Raw genomic sequence first — 23,166 nt, 5'->3', positions numbered from 1 at the left:
TGAAAGGGCACGATAATATGTCGTTTTTCGCTATTAATTATTGACGAACATGCTGAAAACACTCGATGTTGTTGCGGCCATCCTTGAAAAAGAGGGCAAGATTTTACTGGCACAGCGCCCTGCCCATGCGGATCAGCCAGGAATGTGGGAATTTGCGGGCGGCAAGGTTGAAGCCGGTGAGACCCAGCCCCAAGCGCTGATCCGCGAACTGCGTGAAGAGCTCGGCATTGAGGCCGTGCCCGCGCAGTATGTGGCAAGCCACCGGCGGGAAGTGTCGCAGCGGCTGATCCACCTCCACGCCTGGCACGTGCCGGAATATAGCGGCGAGCTAAAGGCGCACTACCACTCGGCGCTGGTGTGGTGCACGCCAGAAGACGCTTTCAGCTATGAGTTAGCGCCGGCGGATATTCCGCTGCTGGAAGCGTTTATTCTTTTACGCGACGCCAGACCAGCGGGTTCGTACTGAGGGTACGTTCATCGCGCTGACACTGCAACAGTACGCCATCCGCCCTGACCACCGCCCCTTCTGAATAGTTTTGATCCTGATAAATACAGCAATGACTGCACGGCTGCGCGCGCTGGCCGCTGGCGCTAAAGACCTCTGGCGGCACGTTCACCTCAACATCCGGTCGTAGGCGGTCAGCCTGCGCCCCGGCGGAAAACATCAAGCACAACGCGGCCATTGCGTAACGGTTCATAGACTTTCTTTCCTTTGCATCGTTTATATCTATAACGGTAGATCGCGACGGGATCTTTAATTTATCTCGTCATCGCTTTTGGTTATGACGCGCGCCTCGTCATTAATTTCCCTTTCGGCCTAAATTTCTGCTTGCCTCTCAAAGCGGTGCGGGTGGTATAGTCAAAAAAACAACACATAACATCTACGCCACGCGCATAAATTATTATAAGAGGTTCTTATATCTATGGATCAGACACGCTCTCTGGAAAGCTTCCTTGCCCACGTTCAGCAGCGCGACCCGCACCAAAGCGAGTTCGCCCAGGCTGTTCGTGAAGTGATGACCACCCTGTGGCCCTTCCTTGAAGAAAACCCGCGCTACCGCCAGATGGCGCTGCTTGAACGTCTGGTGGAGCCGGAGCGCGTGATCCAGTTCCGCGTGGCATGGGTGGACGATCGCAATCAGGTGCAGGTCAACCGCGCGTGGCGCGTGCAGTTTAACTCCGCCATTGGGCCGTTTAAGGGCGGGATGCGCTTCCATCCGTCGGTGAACCTGTCGATTCTGAAATTCCTCGGCTTCGAGCAGACCTTCAAAAATGCGCTCACTACCCTGCCGATGGGTGGCGGCAAAGGCGGGAGTGATTTTGATCCAAAAGGCAAAAGCGAAGGCGAAGTGATGCGCTTCTGTCAGGCGCTGGTCACTGAGCTCTATCGTCACCTTGGGCCAGATACCGACGTCCCTGCCGGTGATATTGGCGTGGGCGGACGTGAAGTGGGCTTTATGGCCGGGATGATGAAAAAACTCTCCAACAACAGCGCCTGCGTCTTTACCGGCAAAGGGCTGTCGTTTGGCGGCAGCCTGATTCGCCCCGAAGCGACGGGTTACGGTCTGGTCTATTTCACCGAAGCGATGCTTAAGCGTCACGGCCTGAGCTTCGAGGGGATGCGCGTGGCGGTCTCCGGCTCCGGCAACGTGGCGCAGTACGCTATCGAGAAAGCGATGGCGTTTGGCGCGCGCGTGGTGACCGCATCCGACTCCAGCGGTACGGTGGTGGATGAAGCCGGCTTTACGGCAGAAAAACTGGCGCGCCTGTGCGAAATCAAAGCCAGCCGCGACGGGCGCGTGGCGGACTATGCCCGCGAGTTTGACCTGACCTACCTGGAAGGCAAGCAGCCGTGGGGCGTGCCGGTGGATATCGCCCTGCCGTGCGCAACGCAAAACGAGCTGGACGTGGACGCCGCCCGTACGCTGATTAGCAACGGCGTGAAGGCGGTAGCGGAAGGGGCAAACATGCCCACCACCATTGAAGCGACCGATCTGTTCCTCGAAGCAGGCGTGCTGTTTGCTCCGGGCAAGGCGGCGAACGCGGGCGGCGTGGCAACGTCCGGCCTGGAAATGGCGCAAAACGCCGCGAGAATGGGCTGGAAGGCAGAGAAAGTGGATGCCCGTCTGCACCACATTATGCTGGATATTCACCATGCCTGCGTGGAGTACGGCGGCGAGGCGTCACAGACCAACTACGTGCGCGGCGCCAACATCGCCGGGTTCGTGAAGGTGGCAGATGCGATGATCGGGCAGGGTGTGATTTAACATTTCGCTGCGATCTCGCCCTGTAGGCCCGGTACGCGTCAGCGCCACCGGGCTTTTTTCAGGGCCGCAGAGCCGCTTTTCGCCGGGTGACGGCTGCGCCTTACCCGGCCTACGGTTTAAGCAGCTGTATCTTTGGCCGCGCTTTTTTTCTTTTTGAAGGGTTTCTTCGCACCAGCGCCGGGTGCAACCATCCCTCTGAAGCGCTTCACCGGCGTGCTGCGCGCCTGGTCAATCAGCTGATAAAGCGTGCCCACCAGCGGCTGCATAAAGTCCTGGTAACGACACTGCTTTTCGCTGATTTGCGTCAGCACCGACTCCCAGTGCGCCGTCATATCCGGCCTTGCGGCCAGCTCCGGCAGGGAGTGGATGAGCGCCCGGCCCGGCTCCGTTGAGTGAATATAGCGCCCTTTTTTCTCCAGAAAACCGCGCTTGAACAACAATTCGATGATCCCCGCTCGGGTTGCCTCCGTGCCCAGACCGTCGGTAGCGCGGAGAATCTTCTTCAGATCTTTATCCTGCACAAAACGGGCGATCCCGGTCATCGCCGAAAGCAGCGTGGCGTCGGTGAAGTGGCGCGGCGGCTGGGTCTGACGTTCAACCACTTCGCCCTTCTCGCACAGCAGTTCGTCACCTTTCGCCACCACCGGCAGCGGCGTGCCGTCATTCTCCTCGTCGCGCTCTTTGTTGCCGAGCAGCGTGCGCCAGCCCGCTTCCGCGAGGAAACGCGCTTTCGCAATAAATTTGCCTTTGGCAATCTCCAGCTCGATCGTGCACTTGCGGAACACCGCGTCCGGGCAGAACTGCATCAGGTACTGACGCGCGATCAGGTTATAGACCTTTGCTTCGTTGTCGCTAAGGTTGACGCTGCTGGCGCGCGCCGTCGGGATAATCGCGTGGTGGGCATCGACTTTTTTATCGTCCCAGCAGCGGTTATGGGTATCCGGGTTAACCGCTGGCTGAGGCAGCAGATCCGGCGCATGGACGCCAATGGCGTTCATCACCGAATGGCGGCCAGCGAAGTGCTCTTCCGGCAGATAGCGGCTGTCCGAACGCGGATAGGTGATCAGCTTGTGGGTCTCGTAAAGCTTCTGGCAGATATCGAGCACGTTCTGCGCGCTCAGGCCAAACTTTTTCGCGGCCTCAATCTGCAATGCCGACAGGGAAAACGGCAGCGGTGCAGGCTCTGATTCCCGTTTATCGTTATAGCTGGTGACGATTGCGGGCTGGCCGGTAATGCGGTTGACCACGTGCTCCGCCAGCGGACGATGCAGCAGCCGCCCCTCTTCGTCCTGATATGACTCACAGGCGTCGCTCGGCTGCCAGACGGCGGTAAAGCGCTCGTCTTTCGGCGTGACGATATGCGCTTTGACTTCAAAGAAATCCTTGGCGACGAAATTTTCGATCTCTTCGTCACGACGCACCACCAGCCCCAGTACCGGGGTTTGCACGCGGCCCACGGAGAGCACGCCCTGATAGCCCGCATTGCGTCCGAGGATGGTGTAGGCGCGGGTCATGTTGATCCCGTACAGCCAGTCCGCGCGGGCACGGGCCAGCGCGGAGACGCACAGGGGGATAAATTCGCTGTTGGCGCGCAGGCGCGAAATCGCGCGCTCCACCGCCTGCGGGTTGAGGTCGTTGATCAGGCAGCGCTGCACCTGCTGACGCTTCTCCGGCGCCAGCTCCAGGTAGTCCAGCACTTCGTCTACCAGCAACTGCCCTTCCCTGTCCGGGTCACCCGCATGCACCACCTCCGTCGCCTCATGCAGGAAGCGCTTGATGACGTTAAGCTGTTTAGTGACGGACGGACGAGGTTGCAGACGCCACTTTTCCGGCACGATCGGCAGATCGTTGAGATTCCAGCGGGCATAGCGGCTGTCGTAGACATCCGGCTGCGCCTGTTCAAGCAGGTGACCGATACACCAGGTGACCACCTGCCCGTTACCGCATTCGATAAAGCCGTCGCCTTTGCGATGCGGCTTAGGCAGCACGTCGGCGATGGCACGGGCCAGGCTCGGCTTTTCGGCAATAAACAACCGCATCGAATTAACGGATCTCAATCATCGGGCGGCCACCGCGGGCGGTCACCAGCTCGCCAATGGCCGTCAGGGTGATGCCAAACTCGGCGGCCGTCGCCTGAACGTCAGCTTCCGCTTCCGGCGTCACCGCCAGCAGCAGGCCGCCGGAGGTTTGCGGATCGCACAGCAGATTGCGCCACGCTTCCGGCATTTCGCCCATCAAATGGCCGTAGCTGGCGAAGTTGCGCTGCGTCCCGCCCGGAACGGCGCCCTGAGCAATGTACTCTTCCACGCCCGGCAGCTTCGGCACGTCCTGATACCAGACCTGCGCCTGCACGCCCGCCCCCTGACACACTTCTGAGAGGTGCCCCAGCAGACCAAAACCGGTCACGTCGGTCATTGCCTTCACGCCATCAATACTGGCGAAAGCCGCACCCGCGAGGTTCATCTGGCACATGACCTCCGTCGCAAGCCCGACGTGTTCAGGCTTAAGCAGCGATTTTTTCTCTGCGGTCGTCAGTACGCCAATGCCCAGCGGCTTGGTGAGGAACAGCTTGCAGCCCGCCTGCGCGGTGCTGTTGCGCTTCACGCGTTCGGTCGGCACCACGCCGGTGACGGCCAGGCCGAAGATCGGCTCCGGCGCATCAATGGAGTGGCCGCCAGCCAGCGCAATTCCCGCCTGCTGGCAGGCGAAGCGCCCGCCTTCGATCACGTCACGGGCAATCTCTGGCGCAAGGGTGTTGACGGGCCAGCCCAGAATGGCGATCGCCATAATCGGCTTGCCGCCCATCGCAAAGATATCGCTGATGGCGTTGGTGGCCGCAATGCGCCCGAAGTCGAACGGGTTGTCGACGATCGGCATAAAGAAATCAGTGGTGCTGATAATGCTGGTGCCGTTACCTAAGTCATAAACCGCCGCATCGTCACGCGTTTCGTTACCGACAAGCAGGTTCGGGTCGACAAACTTCGCCTGTTCACTGTGCAGAATGGTCTCCAGCACTTTCGGGGAAATTTTACAACCGCAACCGGCTCCGTGGCTGTACTGCGTTAAACGAATGGTTTGCTCGCTCATGGACGTCTCCTGTCATCTCAATCGCGCTATGGTAGCGCTCATTCCATAAAGAGGTAAGTATGACTGTCTGAATTCTGCGGCGGATGCTCAGAATCCAGACAGTTTAGCGCGTGTGGTTAAAAACGGCTGACGAAAGGCGTGGTGTCCGGCACGCTAATGGTGCTGGAGGCTTTAAGCTGAGGAGTGCCGAGGTAGAGGAAGCCGACAATCTTGTCGTGTTCACCGCAGGAGAAGCCTTCCCGCACGGGGGCGCTCCCGGTCAGCGGGCCGGTACGCCAGATGCCGTTAAAGCCCTGAGCGAGGGCGGCCATCTGCATTGCCATTACCGCGCAACCGGCGGACATCTCCTGCTCCCAGACCGGCACCTTATGGTCAGGCTGGCATTTTGCCACGACGGCAATAATCATCGGGGCGCGGAACGGCGCGGTGCGGGCTTTATCAATCCCCTTCTCATCCTGGCCTGCGGCAATAGCCCCCTGCTCCAGCAGCTGGCTGAAGCGGTCACGCCCTTCGCCTTCAATAATAAAGAAGTGCCACGGCTGCAATGTGCCGTGGTCCGGCGCACGCATTCCGGCACGCAGAATGTTTTCCAGCTGCTCGCCGACGGGTGCCGGTTCGGCCAGGCGGGAAGCGCTACGACGGTTAACAAGCAGTTCAAGTGCGTCCATTGGTTAACTCCTTTCGTGAAATTTACTCACAAAATTAACACGACAGCAGAATTTGTTACAGCGCGGCAGGCGATTCCTGCTGACAAGTGGCGGTTGGGTCATTACGATAACCGCACATTACCGTCCCGTGGCGACGGAAACAGTCCTTTTCTGGTTAGGGAGAATACATGCGAACCCTTTGGCGAATCTTTGCCGGTTTCTTTAAATGGACGTGGCGACTGCTCAACTTCGTCCGCAACCTGGTGATGAATATCTTCTTCATCTTCCTGGTCCTGGTCTGCGTGGGCATCTGGATGCATATCAGCAGCACCAGCCAGGCGCAGAATTCAACGCGCGGCGCGCTGCTGCTCGACATCACCGGGGTGATTGTCGATAAGCCGTCTACCAGCAACCGTCTGGGCGTGATTGGCCGCCAGCTTTTTGGCGCAACGTCAGACCGTCTTCAGGAAAACTCCCTGTTTGATATCGTTGACATCATCCGTCAGGCTAAAGACGACCGTAACATTACGGGTATCGTGCTGGACCTGAAAGATTTTGCCGGGGCCGATCAGCCGTCAATGCAATACATCGGTAAAGCGCTGCGCGAATTCCGCGACAGCGGGAAGCCGGTCATTGCCGTTGGCGACAGCTACACCCAGGGGCAATATTATCTGGCGAGCTTTGCCAATAAAATCTGGCTTTCGCCGCAGGGCACGGTCGATCTTCATGGCTTCGCCACTAACGGTCTGTACTATAAAACGCTGCTCGACAAGCTGAAGGTCACCACCCACGTCTTCCGCGTCGGGACCTATAAATCCGCCGTGGAGCCGTTTATCCGCGATGATATGTCCCCTGCGGCCCGTGAAGCGGACAGCCGCTGGATTGGCGAGCTGTGGCAGAACTACCTCGGCACCATTGCCGCTAACCGTCAAATGACCGCTGAGCAGGTCTTCCCGGGCGCGCGCGGTGTACTGGACGGACTGCGCAAGGTGGACGGCGATACGGCGAAATACGCGCTTGATAACAAACTGGTCGATCGGCTGGGCTCCAGCGCTGAAATTGAAAAAGCGCTGACCAAACAGTTCGGCTGGAGTAAAGAGGACAAAAACTACAGCGCCATCAGCATGTATGACTACGCCGCGAAAAAACCGGACGACAGCGGCGACAGCGTTGCCGTGGTGTTTGCCAACGGCGCCATTATGGACGGTGAGGAAACCCCGGGTAACGTCGGCGGTGATACCACCGCGTCGCAGATCCGCGATGCTCGCCTGGATCCGAAAGTGAAAGCCATTGTACTGCGCGTCAACAGCCCAGGCGGCAGCGTCAGCGCCTCCGAGGTGATCCGCGCTGAGCTGGCCGCCGCGCGCGCCGCAGGCAAGCCGGTCGTCGTATCCATGGGCGGCATGGCGGCTTCCGGGGGTTACTGGATTTCCACGCCGGCTAACTACATCGTGGCGAACCCAAGCACGCTGACGGGTTCAATCGGTATCTTCGGGGTGATCAACACCGTAGAGAACAGCTTGGATTATCTCGGCGTTCATACCGACGGCGTTTCCACCTCGCCGCTGGCGGATGTGTCCGTGACGAAATCTCTGCCGCCTGAGGTGTCTGAGATGATGCAGCTCAGCATTGAGAGTGGCTATAAGCGCTTCATCACGCTGGTGGCGGATTCCCGTAAAAAGACGCCAGACCAGATTGACCAGATCGCGCAGGGCCACGTCTGGACCGGACAGGATGCGAAGAGCAACGGTCTGGTAGACAGCCTGGGTGACTTCGATGACGCCGTGAAGAAAGCGGCGGAACTGGCGAAGCTGAAGCAGTGGCACGTGGACTATTATCAGGACGAACCGACGTTCTTCGATATGGTTATGGACAGCATGTCCGGCTCCGTCCGCGCCATGCTGCCGGAAGCGCTTCAGGCGTATCTGCCGGCGCCGGTGGCGACTGCGGCTAAAGCCATGAAAGCGGAGAGCGATAAGCTCGCGGCCTTCAACGATCCGCAAAGCCGTTACGCGTTTTGCCTGACGTGTGCGAACGTGCGTTAAAAACCGTCCCCTCTTCCCGTGAAGAGGGGATTTTTTCTTTTGAAGAACAAGAACTCACTACCATGCAGAAGAAATCAATTTATGTCGCCTATACCGGCGGTACCATCGGTATGCAGCGCTCGGAAAATGGCTATATCCCGGTTTCCGGTCACTTGCAGCGCCAGCTGGCGCTGATGCCCGAATTCCACCGTCCGGAAATGCCGGGCTTCACCATCCACGAGTATGAGCCGCTGATGGACTCCTCCGACATGACGCCGGAAGACTGGCAGCATATCGCGGACGATATTAAAGCCCATTACGACCAGTATGACGGCTTCGTGATCCTGCACGGCACCGACACCATGGCGTTCACCGCCTCGGCGCTCTCCTTCATGCTTGAGAACCTGAGCAAGCCCGTCATCGTGACCGGCTCGCAGATCCCGCTGGCGGAACTGCGTTCGGACGGGCAGATCAACCTGCTTAACTCCCTGTACGTGGCCGCTAATTACCCGATCAACGAAGTGTCGCTGTTCTTCAACAACCGGCTGTACCGCGGGAACCGTACCACTAAAGCGCACGCCGATGGTTTTGACGCGTTTGCCTCGCCTAACCTGCAACCGCTGCTGGAAGCGGGGATCCATATCCGCCGTCTGGGCACGCCGCCTGCGCCAAACACCGCTGGCGAGCTGATTGTTCACCCAATCACCCCGCAGCCGATTGGCGTGGTGACGATTTATCCTGGCATCTCCGCCGACGTGGTGCGCAACTTCCTGCGCCAGCCGGTGAAGGCGCTGATCCTGCGCTCCTATGGTGTGGGTAACGCCCCGCAGAACGGTGAGTTCCTGAAAGAGCTTCAGGAGGCGAGCGATCGCGGGATTGTGGTGGTCAACCTCACCCAGTGCATGTCCGGCAAGGTCAACATGGGCGGCTACGCCACCGGTAATGCCCTGGCGCACGCGGGCGTGATCAGCGGATTCGATATGACCGTTGAGGCAACGCTGACTAAACTTCACTATTTACTGAGTCAGGATCTGGATATTGATTCCATTCGCCGCGCCATGATGCAAAACCTGCGCGGCGAACTGACGCCGGACGAATAAGGAGTTCCCATGAAGCAACGCGCCCTGTTACTGGTCGATTTGCAAAATGATTTCTGTGCGGGCGGCGCGCTGGCCGTCGCGGAAGGCGACAGCACCGTAGACGTCGCCAATTCGCTGATTGCGTGGTGTAAGGCTCGCGGTGAAGCGGTCGTGGCGAGTCAGGACTGGCATCCGGCAAACCACGGCAGCTTTGCCAGCCAGCACAACGTTGAGCCTTATAGCCAGGGCGAGCTGGACGGGCTGGCGCAAACCTTCTGGCCCGATCACTGCGTACAGCAGACGGAAGGCGCCGAGCTGCATCCGCTGCTGAACCAGAAGGCGATCGACGCCGTGTTTCACAAGGGCGAAAACCCGACAATCGACAGCTACAGCGCTTTTTTCGATAACGGCCACCGCCAGAAAACGGCGCTGGACGCGTGGTTACGCCATCATGAGATCACCGAGCTGATTGTGCTGGGTCTGGCAACGGACTACTGCGTGAAGTTTACGGTGCTGGACGCGCTTCAGTTGGGCTATACCGTGAATGTCATCACCGACGGGTGTCGTGGGGTGAATATTCAGCCGCAGGACAGCGCCCAGGCGTTTATGGATATGGCGGCGGAAGGCGCAACGCTGTATACGCTGGCCGACTGGCTGGAGACGCAGGCGTAAGCTTTTTTAGCCGGGTGGCGGCTTCGCCTTACCCGGCCTACTTTCTCTGGTTTTGTAGGCCGGGTAAGCGCAGCGCCACCCGGCATTTCTCCCCCAATCTCCATAAAGTGAACTCCCTCGCATCACAGGCGAAGCGGCAATGCTATCCTCTTCAGGCTGTTTTTTCGCCACGCCTTTTTCTGTGGCGTGGTTATTTTTAGTCAAAGAGGATCTTATATGAAACGTTTGCCCTTGCTGGCAGCATTACCCTTGCTTTGCGCGTCGGTTGCTTACGCCGCGCCCCTGATGTCCGTGGGCTACTTCAATGGCGGTGGCGATGTGACCGCCGGACCGGGTGGCGATATCAATAAACTCGACGTTCGCCAGATCACCCACCTGAACTACTCGTTTGGTCTGGTCTATAACAACGAGAAAGACGAAACCAACGCCGCGCTGAAAGATCCGGCGAAGCTGCATCAAATCTGGTTATCCCCGAAAGTGGCGTCCGACCTGGCGTTAATTCCTCAGCTTCGTAAACAAAACCCGAACCTGAAAGTCCTGCTGTCCGTGGGCGGCTGGGGCGCGCGCGGTTTTTCTGGCGCAGCGGCAACCCAGGAGAGCCGCGCGGTGTTTATTCGCTCCGCGCAGGAGATCGTCAATAAATACGGCCTGGACGGGATCGATCTCGACTGGGAATTCCCGGTCAACGGCGCGTGGGGGCTGGTCGAAAGTAACCCTGCCGACAGGGATAATTTTACCGCGCTGTTAAAAGAGCTGCGTGACGCGTTTGGTCAGAAGAAGCTGGTCACGATTGCGGTGGGCGCGAATGCGGAAAGCCCGAAAAGCTGGGTGGACGTGAAGGCCATTGCCCCCCTGCTCGACTACATCAACCTGATGACCTACGACATGGCGTACGGAACGCAGTACTTCAACGCCAATCTGTATGACTCCAGCGCCTGGCCAACGGTGGCCGAGGCCGATAAATACAGCGTCGATTTTGTGGTCAACAACTATCTGGCTGCCGGGCTTAAGCCGCAGCAGATGAACCTCGGGATCGGTTTTTACGGTCGCGTACCGAAGCGCGCCGTTGAACCGGGCATCGACTGGAGCAAACCGGACGCGCAAAACAATCCGGTGACCCAGCCCTACTTCGGTCCGCAGGAAATTGGCCTGTTTAAATCGCTTGGCTACGATCTGACCAAAGATACCTATGTGAAATACAACGATATCGTCAGCAAGCTGTTGAACGATCCGCAGAAACGCTTTACCGAGCACTGGGACGATCGGGCGAAGGTGCCGTGGCTGTCGGTAAAATCCGCCGACGGGAAGGCGCTGTTTGCGATCTCCTATGAGAACCCGCGTTCCGTGGCGATCAAAGCGGATTACATCAAGGAGAAAGGTCTCGCAGGCGCCATGTTCTGGGAGTATGGCGCGGACGACAACAACCAGTTAGCGAAGCAGCTGGCGGAGTCGCTCGGGATCCCGCATAAGTAGTACGACATCAAGCCCTCTCCCTGTGGGTGAGGGCATCAACCCGCACCGTTATTGCATTTTCATCGTCGCAATCGGCTTTGGCGTAATGCCAAACTCTTCTTTCAGCTCGCGCTTGCTCTTCATCACCATCTGGCCTTGCGTGTCGATGGTCATGTGCTGTGCGTCGGTATTGTTACGCGCCTGCCACAGCATCACCAGCTGCAAGCTGTTCTCTTTTTGCTCCGGGGTTAGCGCCACGCCGTCCGGCCATTTTCCCAGCTCAACGGCCGTCACCAGACGCTGATACACCTCCGGGGTCATGCCTGCAATCATGTCATCAATATTCACGATCTCTCCCTTTCAAAGGAATAATTTGCTGAATCGTTTTTTCAACCTTTGGTCTGGTCGCCGTTTTCGTCATCGGTAAAGCTCATTGACGCCGAATTGACGCAGAAACGCTCCCCTGTCGGCTGCGGGCCGTCCGGAAAAACGTGCCCGAGATGGGCGTCACAGTTTCCGCAACGAATTTCGGTACGCACCATGCCGTGCGAGGAGTCCGTCAGGTAGCGGATCGCATCGTCGCTGACAGGCTCGTAAAAGCTCGGCCAGCCGCAGCCAGAATCATACTTAGTCTGGGAGTTAAACAGCGGTGCATCACATACCAGGCAGTGGTAGACGCCTTCCCGCTTATTGTGCAGCAGACGCCCGGTAAACGGCGGTTCTGTGCCGTGATTTTGCGTCACGTAAAACTGCATCTCCGTCAGGTTTTTTTTCAGATCGTCGGGGTTATGTTGGTTCGACATATGCTTACATCTCGCTGTTGAAACAGACATCTTTTAACCCAGATTCTAACAAAACATTAACACCCGCGCGTGCACTTTTGTTCTAAACTTATGTGTCGCGAAAAGGCGGTCAGGCAATTGTGATCAATTTCACATTTTAATCCTGTGAGGCCTTTAAAATTCCGGGCGCAGCCCCCATGTGGTTGCTAGCTCAAAGGGAAAGTGAGGCGAGTCAGTCGCACAAACGTTAGTCACAGGATTGATTTGTCGCAATGATTGACACGATTCCGCTTGACGCTGCGTAAGGTTTTTGTAATTTTACAGGCAACCTTTTATTCACTAACAAATAGCTGGTGGAATATATGACTATCAAAGTAGGTATCAACGGTTTTGGCCGTATCGGCCGTATTGTTTTCCGTGCTGCTCAGAAACGTTCTGACATCGAAATCGTTGGTATCAACGATCTCCTGGACGCTGAATACATGGCGTACATGCTGAAGTACGACTCAACTCACGGTCGTTTCGACGGCACCGTTGAAGTGAAAGACGGCCACCTGGTTGTTAACGGCAAAACCATCCGCGTTACTGCTGAGAAAGACCCAGCTAACCTGAAATGGAACGAAATCGGTGTTGACGTTGTAGCTGAAGCGACCGGTATCTTCCTGACCGACGAAACTGCACGTAAACACATCACTGCGGGCGCGAAAAAAGTTGTTCTGACTGGTCCATCCAAAGACAACACCCCAATGTTCGTTCGTGGTGCAAACTTCGAAACTTACGCTGGCCAGGACATCGTTTCCAACGCATCCTGCACCACCAACTGCCTGGCACCGCTGGCTAAAGTTATCAACGACAACTTCGGCATCATCGAAGGTCTGATGACTACCGTTCACGCTACCACCGCTACTCAGAAAACCGTTGATGGCCCGTCCCACAAAGACTGGCGCGGCGGCCGTGGCGCGGCTCAGAACATCATCCCATCTTCTACCGGTGCTGCTAAAGCAGTAGGTAAAGTACTGCCAGAACTGAATGGCAAACTGACTGGTATGGCGTTCCGCGTTCCAACTCCTAACGTATCCGTTGTTGACCTGACCGTTCGTCTGGAAAAAGCTGCTTCTTACGAAGAAATTAAGAAAGCAATCAAAGCTGCTTCCGAAGGCCCAATGAAAGGCGTTCTGGGTTACACCGAAGACGACGTTGTATCTACCGATTTCAACGGCGAAGTGTGCACTTCTGTGTTCGATGCTAAAGCAGGTATCGCACTGAACGACAACTTCGTGAAACTGGTTTCCTGGTACGACAACGAAACTGGCTACTCTAACAAAGTACTGGACCTGATCGCTCACATCTCCAAATAAGTTGAGATGAGTGCTTGATCTTAAAAGGCGACTTCGGTCGCCTTTTTTATTGTTTTTTAGACAGAGGATTGCTTAATGATTAATAAAATTTTTGCACTTCCGGTAGTCGAACAACTTACCCCTGTGCTCTCCCGCCGTCAGATTGACGGTGCCGATCTCATCGTCGTCGATCATCCGCGCGTTAAAGCCTCCGTAGCGCTCAATGGCGCCCACCTGCTCTCCTGGAAACCAGAAGGCGAAGAAGAAGGCCTGTGGCTGAGCGATGCCACCTCGTTCAAAAAAGGGGCGGCGATCCGTGGCGGCGTACCGATCTGCTGGCCATGGTTTGGCCCGTCAGCGCAACAGGGTTTACCGTCTCACGGTTTCGCCCGTAACCAGCAGTGGACGCTGAAGGCGCATAACGAAGATGATAACGGCGCGGTGTTGACCTTTGAGCTCCAGGCGAACGATGAAACACGCGCTCTGTGGCCACACGAGTTCACTCTCTATGCCCGCTTCAAGCTGGGTAAAACCTGCGAAATTGAGCTGGAAGCGCACGGCGAATTCGAAACCACTTCCGCGCTGCACACCTATTTCAACGTAGGCGACATCCAGGCCGTTAAGGTGAGCGGACTGGGCGATACCTTCATCGACAAAGTGGATAACGCGAAAGAAGGCAAGCTGGACGATGGCGTGCAGAGCTTCCCGGATCGTACCGACCGCGTTTACCTGCACCCGGAAGCCTGTAGCGTGATCCACGACAGCGCGCTGAACCGCGGTATTGAAGTGGTTCATCATCACCACAGCAACGTGGTCGGCTGGAACCCGGGCCCGGCCCTTTCCGTCAGCATGGCGGATATCCCGGACGACGGTTACAAAACCTTCGTGTGTGTGGAAACCGCGTGTGTGACTGCGCCGCAGAAAACCAGCGAAGAAAAACCGTCCCGCTTAGGCCAGACGATCAAGATTGTGAAACGTCAGGCATAACAAAAACAAACGGGGCGCAAGCGCCCCGTTTTAATAGGTAACGTCCAAATCAGAACTTGTAGGTCACACCCACGGAGAAGATGCCGGACCAGGACTTGTCGACCATCGGGCTGTCCTTCACTTCGTCGCTCAGACGGATATAACGGCCAGTACCGTACACGTTCCAGTCGCCGAGGAAGTTATAGGAGGCGGTGAGTTCCAGGTACGGATCCCAGCCATCATCAGCGCTGTAGCTATTCAGACCACTGCGGCGAGACTCAGCCTTAGACACGCCATAGTAGTAGTCATTGTAATTCTCGCTGCTGTACTGCACACCGATACCCGGCGTCAGGGTCACCGCGCCGTTGGTATAGCGATAAAGCCACGCCAGATCCCAGATGAAGCCGTTGCTGTTGTCCAGGGTATCGCCCGCCAGCGCCGTGCGCAGGAAGCCATACTGGGTGTTATGCACGTATGAAAGCCCCGCCATCAGCGAGCTTCTGCGCTTGTCCAGCTGACGAAGCGCATTGCTGTCGCTGTCGCCTGGTTTAAAGTGCGTTGGATCGTAATAGGCCATGATGGAGAGCTTATCGGCCGTATCGTTCCACAGATAGTAGCCGCCGCCCAATCCACGGAACCAGAAGTTATCGCCTTCATAGGTGACAACGGGGACAGGATAAACGTCGCGGTCATACTGCTTGTACGGGCTGTTGATCACGCCAGCACCCGCGCCAACAGTCCACTGGCTCTCAGCCTGTACGGTGCTCGCTGCGGTCGCGGCAAGGATGCCCAATGCCAGAAGTTTGAGTTTGGTCACAATCCATTCTTTCCTGTAGTCAAATAATCAGCGGGTGAAGTGTAACCGCCATTCCCGTACATCCCAAAATTTTTTGCGCGCTAATCCGTTTGATTAACCCGTTATTTTTCATTTTTCAGATGACAACCCGCTTTCATTTATGTGAACGCTAAATGAAAAACCCCCTTTTCGCTTATAACCACAGTGGAAATTTTTGGATGAGTTATTGATATGTCATTGAAAGTAGATTTTATGCGTATGCAAGTTTTGCAATTGCCATCTACGCTTTAATTTAAGAAGAGGTTTTGCTGAACACCCTGCGGTTCATAGCCTTCGACCTGACACACAGGTTGCTGCTCTGGAGGTGAGGTGCGAAAAATTCTCTTCCGGGAGCCTCCACTACTCATACGAACGGCTCTTATCCTGTGCTAAAAAACGAAAGGACGGCATGCCATGAATATATTCGATCACTATCGCCAGCGCTACGAAGCTGCCAAGGACGAAGAGTTCACACTGCAGGAGTTTCTTACCATTTGTCGGCAAGATCGCAGTGCCTATGCCAATGCGGCAGAACGGCTATTGATGGCTATCGGTGAGCCAAACATGGTCGATACTGCCCTGGAGCCACGGCTTTCCCGTCTATTTTCGAATCGGGTGGTCGCCCGATACCCGGCGTTTGAAGAGTTCTACGGCATGGAAGACGCCATCGAGCAGATCGTCTCCTACCTGAAGCATGCCGCTCAGGGGCTGGAAGAGAAGAAGCAAATCCTTTATCTGCTGGGTCCTGTCGGCGGGGGTAAATCCTCCCTGGCTGAACGGCTGAAGGCGCTGATGCAGCGCGTGCCGATCTACGTCCTGAGCGCCAACGGCGAGCGCAGCCCGGTGAATGACCATCCGCTGTGCCTGTTTAACCCGCAGGAGGATGCGCAGATTCTGGATAAAGAGTTTGGCATTCCGCACCGCTATCTCGGCACCATCATGTCGCCGTGGGCGGCAAAACGTCTGCATGAGTTTGGTGGGGATATCACCAAATTCCGCGTCGTGAAGGTCTGGCCATCCATTCTTGAGCAGATCGCCATCGCCAAAACCGAGCCCGGTGACGAGAACAACCAGGATATCTCGGCGCTGGTGGGCAAAGTTGATATCCGTAAGCTGGAGCATCACGCGCAAAACGATCCGGATGCCTACGGTTATTCCGGTGCGCTGTGCCGCGCCAACCAGGGGATTATGGAATTTGTCGAGATGTTTAAAGCACCGATTAAAGTGCTGCATCCGCTGCTGACCGCCACGCAGGAAGGCAACTACAACGGGACGGAAGGTATCTCCGCCCTGCCGTTTAACGGGATTATCCTCGCTCACTCGAACGAATCTGAGTGGGTAACCTTCCGAAACAACAAAAACAATGAGGCGTTCCTTGACCGAGTCTATATCGTCAAAGTGCCTTATTGCCTGCGGATCTCCGAAGAGATCAAGATTTACGAAAAACTGCTCAACCACAGTGAGCTAATGCATGCCCCTTGCGCGCCGGGAACCCTGGAAACGCTGTCGCGCTTCTCTATCCTGTCGCGCCTGAAAGAGCCGGAAAACTCCAGCATCTACTCGAAAATGCGCGTATATGATGGGGAAAGCCTGAAGGATACCGACCCGAAAGCGAAATCGTACCAGGAATACCGCGATTACGCCGGGGTTGACGAAGGGATGAACGGCCTGTCGACGCGTTTTGCGTTTAAGATCCTCTCCCGGGTCTTCAACTTCGACCACGCGGAAGTGGCCGCTAACCCGGTCCACCTGTTCTACGTGCTGGAACAGCAGATTGAACGCGAGCAGTTCCCGCAGGAGCAGGCTGAACGCTACCTGGAGTTTCTGAAAGGCTACCTGATCCCGAAATACGCCGAGTTCATTGGCAAAGAGATCCAGACCGCCTACCTGGAATCCTATTCCGAATACGGCCAGAACATCTTTGACCGCTACGTCACTTACGCTGACTTCTGGATCCAGGATCAGGAGTACCGCGACCCGGACACCGGCCAGCTGTTTGACCGTGAGTCCCTGAACGCGGAGCTGGAAAAAATCGAGAAGCCGGCCGGGATCAGCAACCCGAAAGACTTCCGAAACGAGATTGTGAACTTCGTGCTGCGCGCCAGAGCGCATAACAATGGCCGCAATCCAAACTGGACCAGCTACGAAAAACTGCGCACGGTTATCGAGAAGAAAATGTTCTCCAACACGGAAGAGCTGTTGCCGGTCATCTCGTTTAACGCCAAAACCTCCACCGACGAGCAGAAAAAGCACGACGATTTTGTCGACCGTATGATGGAGAAAGGCTATACCCGCAAACAGGTCCGCCTGCTCTGCGAATGGTATCTGCGCGTGCGCAAATCGTCTTAACACAAGTGCCCGGCAGCGCCTTTGCTGACCGGGCCGCTGAAAGTTGGCAAATGCAGTACGGGGGATATATGACCTGGTTTATTGACCGGCGTCTTAACGGCAAAAACAAGAGCACGGTGAATCGCCAGCGCTTCTTGCGCCGTTATAAATCGCAAATTAAACAGTCGATCTCCGAGGCCATCAACAAACGCTCGGTGACCGACGTCGACAGCGGCGAATCCGTCTCCATCCCCAACGATGACATCAGCGAACCGATGTTTCATCAGGGGCGTGGCGGCCTTCGCCATCGCGTGCACCCAGGAAATGACCACTTCGTCCAGAATGACAGAATCGAGCGGCCACAAGGCGGAGGCGGCGGTTCTGGTAGCGGTCAGGGACAGGCCAGCCAGGACGGTGAAGGCCAGGATGAGTTTGTCTTCCAGATATCTAAAGACGAGTATCTCGACCTGCTGTTTGAAGATCTGGCTCTGCCGAATCTGAAAAAGAATCAGCACCGCCAGCTCAATGAATACAAAACCCATCGCGCGGGCTATACCGCAAACGGCGTGCCTGCCAATATCAGCGTCGTGCGTTCGCTGCAAAACTCGCTGGCGCGACGTACGGCGATGACGGCGGGTAAACGGCGCGAACTGCGCGAGCTGGAAACCAGCCTGAAGGTGGTGGAAAACACGGAACCGGCGCAGCTGCTGGAAGAGGAGCGCCTGCGTAAAGAGATTGCCGAACTGCGGGCGAAGATCGACCGGGTACCGTTTATCGACACCTTCGACCTGCGCTACAAGAACTACGAAAAACGTCCGGAGCCGTCCAGCCAGGCGGTGATGTTCTGCCTGATGGACGTATCAGGCTCGATGGATCAGGCGACGAAGGATATGGCTAAGCGTTTTTATATTCTGCTCTATCTGTTCCTGAGCAGAACCTATAAGAACGTGGAGGTGGTCTATATTCGCCATCATACTCAGGCAAAAGAGGTGGATGAACATGAGTTCTTCTACTCGCAGGAGACCGGTGGCACCATCGTGTCGAGCGCCCTGAAGCTGATGGATGAGGTGGTGAAGGAGCGCTACGATCCGGCGCAGTGGAACATCTATGCCGCGCAGGCATCGGATGGTGATAACTGGGCGGATGACTCGCCGCTGTGTCATGAAATTCTGGCGAAGAAGATCCTGCCGGTGGTGCGTTACTATAGCTACATTGAAATTACCCGTCGCGCCCACCAGACGCTGTGGCGTGAATATGAGCATCTGCAAGCGATGTTCGATAACTTCGCGATGCAGCACATTCGTGACCAGGATGACATCTATCCGGTCTTCCGGGAACTGTTCCAGAAGCAGAGCTCTACAACCTCCAATTAAATGTTATTAATCAGCCAGTTAACCATGTTTTTCTGGCTGATTTCATTGCATTTTCATCCTTAATTTTCACTATATTTTTCATTCGCTTAGCTTTTATTTTGGGGAAAGCGATTTTGAAGAAGTGATTATGCAAAACTTCCTTTGAGCTTTAGGATGACCATCATGCGATGAAGGCAAAATCCTATCGTGCCGACCAAACAACACAAAAAACCAGCCGCTTATGGCTGGTTTTTTTCAGTGACGCATGGGGAAATTTATCTATATTGCAGGGCAATCATCATCTAATGCACGATTGATGAAGAACGTCACCCTACCCAGCACTTCCACTTCTTCAAGCGCTGATCCCTCAATCGCTTCACCATCATCCGTAATGAGCGCCTTGCCCATGAGTTTTGCAAATTGTGTGTGGCCGTCGCACAAAATTAACAACACATCTCCAGGCGTCTTTTTCGTTGCTGGCTCTATCACCGCAAACCCCATATCAGTTTCGAGCAACCTACTATCCGCCCCGATGTTGCACAGGATTGCTGGGGAAAGTTGACGCTCAACATAATCAGCAGCTGGTGATGCGAATCCCATCAGTGCACCCTCCCCATGTTACGCAGGATCCAGTAACGGTTGTCGCTACCGTCTGTCGTTTTATCAGCGAAACCCGGTTGATTGCGCTCTATCCACTTGTTTGCATCGTCACGGGTAAAGTGCCAGTTAAAACCACGCAACTTTTGTATGAAGCGGTCTGTTCTCAGGTAGCGGTAGCCCTTTGGGTTAAGCTCTATGGCCGCAATAAAGGCGGCCTGAATATCTGAATTTCGGGGCATAATCTGCACTCCCTTTATTGCTGTGTTTATATACAGTAGTTTTAAATGGAATGCAGATCAATTTGGGTTCGCCTATTAATTTTTAAGGCTGAATGACTGCTGGCTGCTCTGTCAGTTCCAGAGAAGCTTCAGAAGATCCTGTATTCCAAATGCTATCATCAGGCATGTCGAGGCGTACGTCGATCCAGCTGTTGGCCGGAACATCCATAGGAGCCCCTTTTGTTTTGACGATCTCCCCTTCATCGCTCAGCATGTATTTCCGCTTAAAAAGCCGAATCGTCAGCCCACCGCTTTCTGTCTGCTCTGCTTCAACAACACCCAGTTCACCCATTCCACCCGGGTCCATTGGCGGCAACAATTGCCAGCCTTCTGATGCCAGGCCTGCCGAGCCGATAAGAACATACACCCCAACATCCAGCCGCGAGATTTTGATCCCTTCAGCCTCGGCGTTCGCCGTACCGCAGCCGCACCAGGTGAAGCCTACTTCGTCAACATCGGTACGCTGGTTCTCTTCCTGAGATTTAACGATTCTGGCGATCGGTGATGCAGCTTTAAGCGTTCCGTCGCTGGCTTTCGTGGTGTTCTGCGTCGAATAAAGGGTATGCGTCGTGGAGAACCCGACGTTAGCATTGCCCTGAATTGTTCCATTGCCCTGACGATACTTGAGCCCCTGAGAGGTTGAGGCAAGCTGCCACGACACATAGCCACCACCTGACGGATCATGCCACCCACGTAGCGTTAGCATGCCCGTATATGTATCTACTCCACTACCTCCTCCCCACGCATTGCCACCGGACTGAATCCCGAAAGACATACCGAGAGGATATTGGGCTATAGCGTCGTAAGAGGCGAGACTGCGATAATCGCGATGACATTGCGCCATTACAGCTGCTCCGCCCAGATACGCCCACCCCGGAGAGAACTGGTCATCAACGTTTCTTGTAGCGCTGTTTCCCAAACCGAGGTTTGTGCGAGCGTCAGCGGCATTCGTTGCCCCGGTCCCGCCGTCCGAAACTCCAACCGCCCCATTGCTCCCTTTCTGGACCAGTTTGCCGATCGCCGGAATGGTTACACGAGCGCCGTTGATGGTCACAGTGATGCTCTGGTTTGCTGAGGTGGTGGCGAACGTCTCCCACGCGCCGATGTTCTCGTCGTACTCGTTGATGAGCTGAGACATGCTCTGCGCCAGGCCGTCTACAGAGAGACTATCGGTGACAAGAATGCCGTATTTCTGGCCGCTCAGCGCCGGAGACGCGGCAGGCGTAACCGTCAGTGACGTCGCACTGTTGATGGCGGTGATCTGAAACATTTGTACCGGGTTAGAAAGAACAAACAACGTCTGGCCAACCCGAATCTGGCTGGCAGGTGCCGTCCAGTTCGTGCCGGTGCCGGTTGCAGTGTTTCCGTTAATGGCGATGGTGCCAGTGTTATAAAGCATATTTTCTCCAGGCAATAAAAAACCCCGCCGGAGCGAGGTTGATTAAAAAGTCAGTTTATTCAGACGTACATATCGGGAAGAACGGGAAGGTTCAGTGGAGTTACCGTGTCATTACCAAAAATTGCATACCGCTCGCGCCCCAGATATTTCCCACCCTGAACTGAAGCACTGCCGTTCTGTATTTTTATTCCGAACATTCGATACACGTACATGCCATTAACTTCGTGAGCCATCAGCCCGAATCTGCCCAGCGGAACATACCCGCTGCCGATGCTCACGGCATTTTTTGAAGGCGTCCAGAGCTGGTTGAGGTAAACGAAAGGCCGCTTTGTCGTCGAAAACGTGCAAGCCCCGGCTGCATTGAAGATGTTGAGGCCGGTGCCCGGCTGAGGAGCCACGCCACTGGCAAAGATGACAATATCTATCGTGCCGGTCGTCGGAGCGTCATCGTTGGTGGATGGAGGGCTGAAGAACCTGACCGTGTTGCCATCGAAATCGACTGTGTTACCGCTATTGCAGCGCCCAAAGACAATATATTTGGACTTGTCGTACCCCGCTATCGTGGGAACTGCCCAGCCGCCTGTGGGGACATTGACGGTCCCCTTCCAGATACACTGCCCTGACTGCGTGGCATTGGTTATTGAGGTGAAGTCAGTGCTGTTGCTGATTAGCAGCCCCACCCCACTACGCTGGCCTGACGGAAATATCTGCCAGAGGCTTCCGGGGAACGTGTACGTACTTTCACGCTCACTGATGCTTACATCCTTCATCGTGGAGTTCTGCGTCACGCGTCCACCGGATATGGTGACCGAGTTCATTTTATGAAGCAGCCCTGAATCAAGGTAAGCCGTCGCGTGAGGGATAAACAGCACCTGCGCCCCAGAAACATAACCGGCAACATCAGCGTACTTGGCTTTCTGGTAGCCACTGTCAAAGTTGGCCCCAAACGACGGGCATCGCAGGCCCGCAGTTATCTCCATGCGCTTTCCGCCGTCATTTAGTTCTATCAGTAGTCCTGTCGGCATTTTATGTCCACGTCCCCAGTACGATGCGGCCGCCACCCGGAATATTAATGGTTACGCCATTACCATTAATCACCGTTGTGTTGCCGGAACCATTGAAAGAAAAATTACCGTTTGTGGCGTAAATCGAGCCGCGAACGGTCACGTTGTTAAACGTCGCGTAGCCAGATTTGTTGATGTGCCAGCCAACGTTCCCGGTGCCGTCCCAGGTTGAAGATTGGATATAGCTGCCGATCTTGGCGTTTCCAATCGTCCCGTCTCCAATGACCGTGTCCCGAATTATGGTCTGCCCATTCTGGATAACGAAAGGAAGCGTAACGGTCGCTCCGGCCTGGTGCGTTACGGCGAAGCGGTCAGCCAGGAAGATAACCTGCGACTGCATGCCGGACGGCGTATTCTCCACGCCGATCCCCATCCCTGCGGCATAGTACTGACCATTGCTGGATAACCCGACCTTGATGCTGTACATCGCCTTCAGGTCCCCGTTGACGTTCGCAATGGCCTGCGCGTTGGTGGTGATCGCTGAAGTGTGCCCGTTGACGGTTGCCGTGATGCTGTTTACCTGCGTGGCCATAGCCTGCTGGTAATCCGAGAACGTCTGGTTAAGGCTGTTGATGGATGCCTTGTTGCCGTTCACGTCAGTCTGCAAACTCAGCAGCGAACGCGCCGTTGCCTCCTTCTCGTTGACGATCACCTCATCAATGCGGTCCAGCTGCGCGCTGTTACCGGCGACCGACGCAGACAGTGTTTTGCGCGCCGCCACCTGCGCCAGGTTGCCCTGAATAATCGCGATGGCGGAGTTCTTCACTCCTCCCGTCATACCGTCCACAGACACGCTTATGCTGTCGATACGCTGGCCCAGTGCGGTATCAGCCGTTGCCACTGTCTGCTCAAGCTCGCTCAAAGAAGAAGACACATCTCCGATCTTGCTCGACAGGTTTGTAACGCTGGTCTGAACTTTCCCGATATCCTGGGCGTTTTTGGCGATCTCCTGCGCCTGTTGCGCCAGTTCGTCGTTGGCCTGTTTGATATCGTCAGC

At 55.8% G+C, this 23,166-nt stretch carries 22 protein-coding genes; 10 read left to right on the top strand and 12 right to left on the bottom strand.

Going from position 1 to position 23,166, the window contains the following annotated elements; genetic code table 11:
* Window positions 1-49: 49 nt before the first annotated feature.
* Entirely contained in the window at window positions 50-466 is a 417-nt protein-coding gene (locus tag IM300_RS05460; protein ID WP_305047248.1) for a pyrimidine (deoxy)nucleoside triphosphate diphosphatase, read from the top strand.
* Here the strand turns inward: IM300_RS05460 and IM300_RS05455 are convergent.
* Window positions 426-698, bottom strand: coding sequence for a YnjH family protein (locus IM300_RS05455; RefSeq protein WP_193035622.1), 273 nt, complete (start codon window positions 696-698; stop codon window positions 426-428). The two genes, IM300_RS05460 and IM300_RS05455, sit on opposite strands and share 41 nt — an antisense overlap.
* A 225-nt stretch (window positions 699-923) precedes the next feature.
* Between IM300_RS05455 and gdhA the strand changes: the two genes are divergently transcribed.
* Entirely contained in the window at window positions 924-2,267 is a 1,344-nt protein-coding gene (gene gdhA, locus IM300_RS05450; protein WP_131636835.1) for an NADP-specific glutamate dehydrogenase, read from the top strand.
* A 116-nt stretch (window positions 2,268-2,383) separates the two neighbouring features.
* On the opposite strand, the gene IM300_RS05445 is transcribed toward gdhA, so the two are convergent.
* The 3 genes from IM300_RS05445 to IM300_RS05435 form a co-directional block, all read right to left on the bottom strand.
* Entirely contained in the window at window positions 2,384-4,306 is a 1,923-nt protein-coding gene (locus IM300_RS05445) for a DNA topoisomerase III (protein WP_193035620.1), read from the bottom strand.
* A gap of 4 nt (window positions 4,307-4,310) precedes the next feature.
* Window positions 4,311-5,354, bottom strand: a complete 1,044-nt coding sequence (gene selD, locus IM300_RS05440) for a selenide, water dikinase SelD (protein WP_063866437.1) — start codon at window positions 5,352-5,354, stop codon at window positions 4,311-4,313.
* Between the two features lie 116 nt (window positions 5,355-5,470).
* On the bottom strand, window positions 5,471-6,022 hold the full coding sequence (locus IM300_RS05435; RefSeq protein WP_193035618.1) for an NAD(P)H nitroreductase: 552 nt from the start codon (window positions 6,020-6,022) through the stop codon (window positions 5,471-5,473).
* 167 nt (window positions 6,023-6,189) lie between these two features.
* On the opposite strand from IM300_RS05435, the gene sppA reads away from it, so the two are divergent.
* The 4 genes from sppA (at window position 6,190) to IM300_RS05415 (ending at window position 11,249) form a co-directional block, all read left to right on the top strand.
* Window positions 6,190-8,046 (top strand): signal peptide peptidase SppA, encoded by a 1,857-nt coding sequence (gene sppA / locus IM300_RS05430; protein WP_063866435.1) that lies wholly within the window; start codon window positions 6,190-6,192, stop codon window positions 8,044-8,046.
* 62 nt (window positions 8,047-8,108) lie between these two features.
* Window positions 8,109-9,125 (top strand): asparaginase, encoded by a 1,017-nt coding sequence (ansA, locus tag IM300_RS05425; protein ID WP_193035616.1) that lies wholly within the window; start codon window positions 8,109-8,111, stop codon window positions 9,123-9,125.
* 9 nt (window positions 9,126-9,134) lie between these two features.
* A complete protein-coding gene (pncA, locus tag IM300_RS05420) occupies window positions 9,135-9,776 on the top strand; it encodes a bifunctional nicotinamidase/pyrazinamidase (protein WP_107535154.1) in 642 nt (213 codons plus the stop codon).
* Between the two features lie 216 nt (window positions 9,777-9,992).
* Entirely contained in the window at window positions 9,993-11,249 is a 1,257-nt protein-coding gene (locus IM300_RS05415) for a glycoside hydrolase family 18 protein (RefSeq protein ID WP_112792863.1), read from the top strand.
* Between the two features lie 48 nt (window positions 11,250-11,297).
* Here IM300_RS05415 and IM300_RS05410 read toward each other — a convergent pair whose 3' ends face one another.
* Window positions 11,298-11,561, bottom strand: a complete 264-nt coding sequence (locus IM300_RS05410) for a YeaC family protein (protein WP_226842097.1) — start codon at window positions 11,559-11,561, stop codon at window positions 11,298-11,300.
* A gap of 56 nt (window positions 11,562-11,617) precedes the next feature.
* The gene (msrB, locus tag IM300_RS05405) at window positions 11,618-12,031 is read right to left on the bottom strand and encodes a peptide-methionine (R)-S-oxide reductase MsrB (protein ID WP_022647790.1); all 414 of its coding nucleotides are present in this window, start codon (window positions 12,029-12,031) and stop codon (window positions 11,618-11,620) included.
* Window positions 12,032-12,372: 341 nt separating this feature from the next.
* Between msrB and gapA the strand changes: the two genes are divergently transcribed.
* Both gapA and IM300_RS05395 read left to right on the top strand, forming a co-directional pair.
* Entirely contained in the window at window positions 12,373-13,368 is a 996-nt protein-coding gene (gene gapA, locus IM300_RS05400; protein ID WP_006809136.1) for a glyceraldehyde-3-phosphate dehydrogenase, read from the top strand.
* A 75-nt stretch (window positions 13,369-13,443) separates the two neighbouring features.
* On the top strand, window positions 13,444-14,334 hold the full coding sequence (locus tag IM300_RS05395) for a D-hexose-6-phosphate mutarotase (protein WP_107535151.1): 891 nt from the start codon (window positions 13,444-13,446) through the stop codon (window positions 14,332-14,334).
* Between the two features lie 49 nt (window positions 14,335-14,383).
* On the opposite strand, the gene IM300_RS05390 is transcribed toward IM300_RS05395, so the two are convergent.
* Complete coding sequence (locus tag IM300_RS05390) at window positions 14,384-15,130, bottom strand: MipA/OmpV family protein (protein ID WP_063866429.1); 747 nt, start codon at window positions 15,128-15,130, stop codon at window positions 14,384-14,386.
* Window positions 15,131-15,562: 432 nt separating this feature from the next.
* Here IM300_RS05390 and yeaG point away from each other — a divergent pair, with 432 nt between their 5' ends.
* Together yeaG and IM300_RS05380 are read left to right on the top strand one after the other, a co-directional pair.
* Window positions 15,563-17,497, top strand: a complete 1,935-nt coding sequence (gene yeaG, locus IM300_RS05385; RefSeq protein ID WP_063449019.1) for a protein kinase YeaG — start codon at window positions 15,563-15,565, stop codon at window positions 17,495-17,497.
* 68 nt (window positions 17,498-17,565) lie between these two features.
* Window positions 17,566-18,849, top strand: coding sequence for a YeaH/YhbH family protein (locus tag IM300_RS05380; protein ID WP_193035614.1), 1,284 nt, complete (start codon window positions 17,566-17,568; stop codon window positions 18,847-18,849).
* Between the two features lie 258 nt (window positions 18,850-19,107).
* Here IM300_RS05380 and IM300_RS05375 read toward each other — a convergent pair whose 3' ends face one another.
* The 5 genes from IM300_RS05375 to IM300_RS05355 all read right to left on the bottom strand — a co-directional run.
* On the bottom strand, window positions 19,108-19,428 hold the full coding sequence (locus IM300_RS05375; protein WP_023303504.1) for a hypothetical protein: 321 nt from the start codon (window positions 19,426-19,428) through the stop codon (window positions 19,108-19,110).
* Window positions 19,428-19,667: a hypothetical protein gene (locus IM300_RS05370; protein ID WP_047737181.1), complete on the bottom strand. Its 240-nt coding sequence runs from the start codon at window positions 19,665-19,667 to the stop codon at window positions 19,428-19,430. The genes IM300_RS05375 and IM300_RS05370 overlap by 1 nt, the downstream gene beginning before the upstream one ends.
* An 82-nt stretch (window positions 19,668-19,749) precedes the next feature.
* Window positions 19,750-21,105: a phage tail protein gene (locus IM300_RS05365; protein ID WP_193035612.1), complete on the bottom strand. Its 1,356-nt coding sequence runs from the start codon at window positions 21,103-21,105 to the stop codon at window positions 19,750-19,752.
* Window positions 21,106-21,164: 59 nt separating this feature from the next.
* On the bottom strand, window positions 21,165-22,130 hold the full coding sequence (locus tag IM300_RS05360; protein WP_040117545.1) for a DUF6453 family protein: 966 nt from the start codon (window positions 22,128-22,130) through the stop codon (window positions 21,165-21,167).
* A gap of 1 nt (window position 22,131) precedes the next feature.
* Window positions 22,132-23,166 (bottom strand): DUF1983 domain-containing protein (locus IM300_RS05355; protein ID WP_193035610.1); only part of this gene is annotated, 1,035 nt, incomplete at its 5' end.

Source organism: Enterobacter cloacae complex sp. I2 (assembly GCF_014896205.1).
GTDB classification, from domain to species: domain Bacteria; phylum Pseudomonadota; class Gammaproteobacteria; order Enterobacterales; family Enterobacteriaceae; genus Enterobacter; species Enterobacter quasihormaechei.
Note: the sequence above shows the minus strand (reverse complement) of the source record. Positions and strands in the feature narration are given on the sequence as shown.

What these genes read in the sequence shown, in the direction of transcription:
- IM300_RS05360 (WP_040117545.1), bottom strand. Translation starts at nt 22,130, where the DNA reads ATGCCGACAGGACTACTGATAGAACTAAATGACGGCGGAAAGCGCATG.
- sppA (WP_063866435.1), top strand. Translation starts at nt 6,190, where the DNA reads ATGCGAACCCTTTGGCGAATCTTTGCCGGTTTCTTTAAATGGACGTGG.
- ansA (WP_193035616.1), top strand. Translation starts at nt 8,109, where the DNA reads ATGCAGAAGAAATCAATTTATGTCGCCTATACCGGCGGTACCATCGGT.
- IM300_RS05375 (WP_023303504.1), bottom strand. Translation starts at nt 19,428, where the DNA reads ATGGGATTCGCATCACCAGCTGCTGATTATGTTGAGCGTCAACTTTCC.
- IM300_RS05410 (WP_226842097.1), bottom strand. Translation starts at nt 11,561, where the DNA reads ATGATTGCAGGCATGACCCCGGAGGTGTATCAGCGTCTGGTGACGGCC.
- gapA (WP_006809136.1), top strand. Translation starts at nt 12,373, where the DNA reads ATGACTATCAAAGTAGGTATCAACGGTTTTGGCCGTATCGGCCGTATT.
- IM300_RS05415 (WP_112792863.1), top strand. Translation starts at nt 9,993, where the DNA reads ATGAAACGTTTGCCCTTGCTGGCAGCATTACCCTTGCTTTGCGCGTCG.
- IM300_RS05370 (WP_047737181.1), bottom strand. Translation starts at nt 19,667, where the DNA reads ATGCCCCGAAATTCAGATATTCAGGCCGCCTTTATTGCGGCCATAGAG.
- IM300_RS05455 (WP_193035622.1), bottom strand. Translation starts at nt 698, where the DNA reads ATGAACCGTTACGCAATGGCCGCGTTGTGCTTGATGTTTTCCGCCGGG.
- IM300_RS05435 (WP_193035618.1), bottom strand. Translation starts at nt 6,022, where the DNA reads ATGGACGCACTTGAACTGCTTGTTAACCGTCGTAGCGCTTCCCGCCTG.
- IM300_RS05460 (WP_305047248.1), top strand. Translation starts at nt 50, where the DNA reads ATGCTGAAAACACTCGATGTTGTTGCGGCCATCCTTGAAAAAGAGGGC.
- IM300_RS05445 (WP_193035620.1), bottom strand. Translation starts at nt 4,306, where the DNA reads ATGCGGTTGTTTATTGCCGAAAAGCCGAGCCTGGCCCGTGCCATCGCC.
- yeaG (WP_063449019.1), top strand. Translation starts at nt 15,563, where the DNA reads ATGAATATATTCGATCACTATCGCCAGCGCTACGAAGCTGCCAAGGAC.
- IM300_RS05395 (WP_107535151.1), top strand. Translation starts at nt 13,444, where the DNA reads ATGATTAATAAAATTTTTGCACTTCCGGTAGTCGAACAACTTACCCCT.
- IM300_RS05380 (WP_193035614.1), top strand. Translation starts at nt 17,566, where the DNA reads ATGACCTGGTTTATTGACCGGCGTCTTAACGGCAAAAACAAGAGCACG.
- IM300_RS05365 (WP_193035612.1), bottom strand. Translation starts at nt 21,105, where the DNA reads ATGCTTTATAACACTGGCACCATCGCCATTAACGGAAACACTGCAACC.
- gdhA (WP_131636835.1), top strand. Translation starts at nt 924, where the DNA reads ATGGATCAGACACGCTCTCTGGAAAGCTTCCTTGCCCACGTTCAGCAG.
- selD (WP_063866437.1), bottom strand. Translation starts at nt 5,354, where the DNA reads ATGAGCGAGCAAACCATTCGTTTAACGCAGTACAGCCACGGAGCCGGT.
- msrB (WP_022647790.1), bottom strand. Translation starts at nt 12,031, where the DNA reads ATGTCGAACCAACATAACCCCGACGATCTGAAAAAAAACCTGACGGAG.
- pncA (WP_107535154.1), top strand. Translation starts at nt 9,135, where the DNA reads ATGAAGCAACGCGCCCTGTTACTGGTCGATTTGCAAAATGATTTCTGT.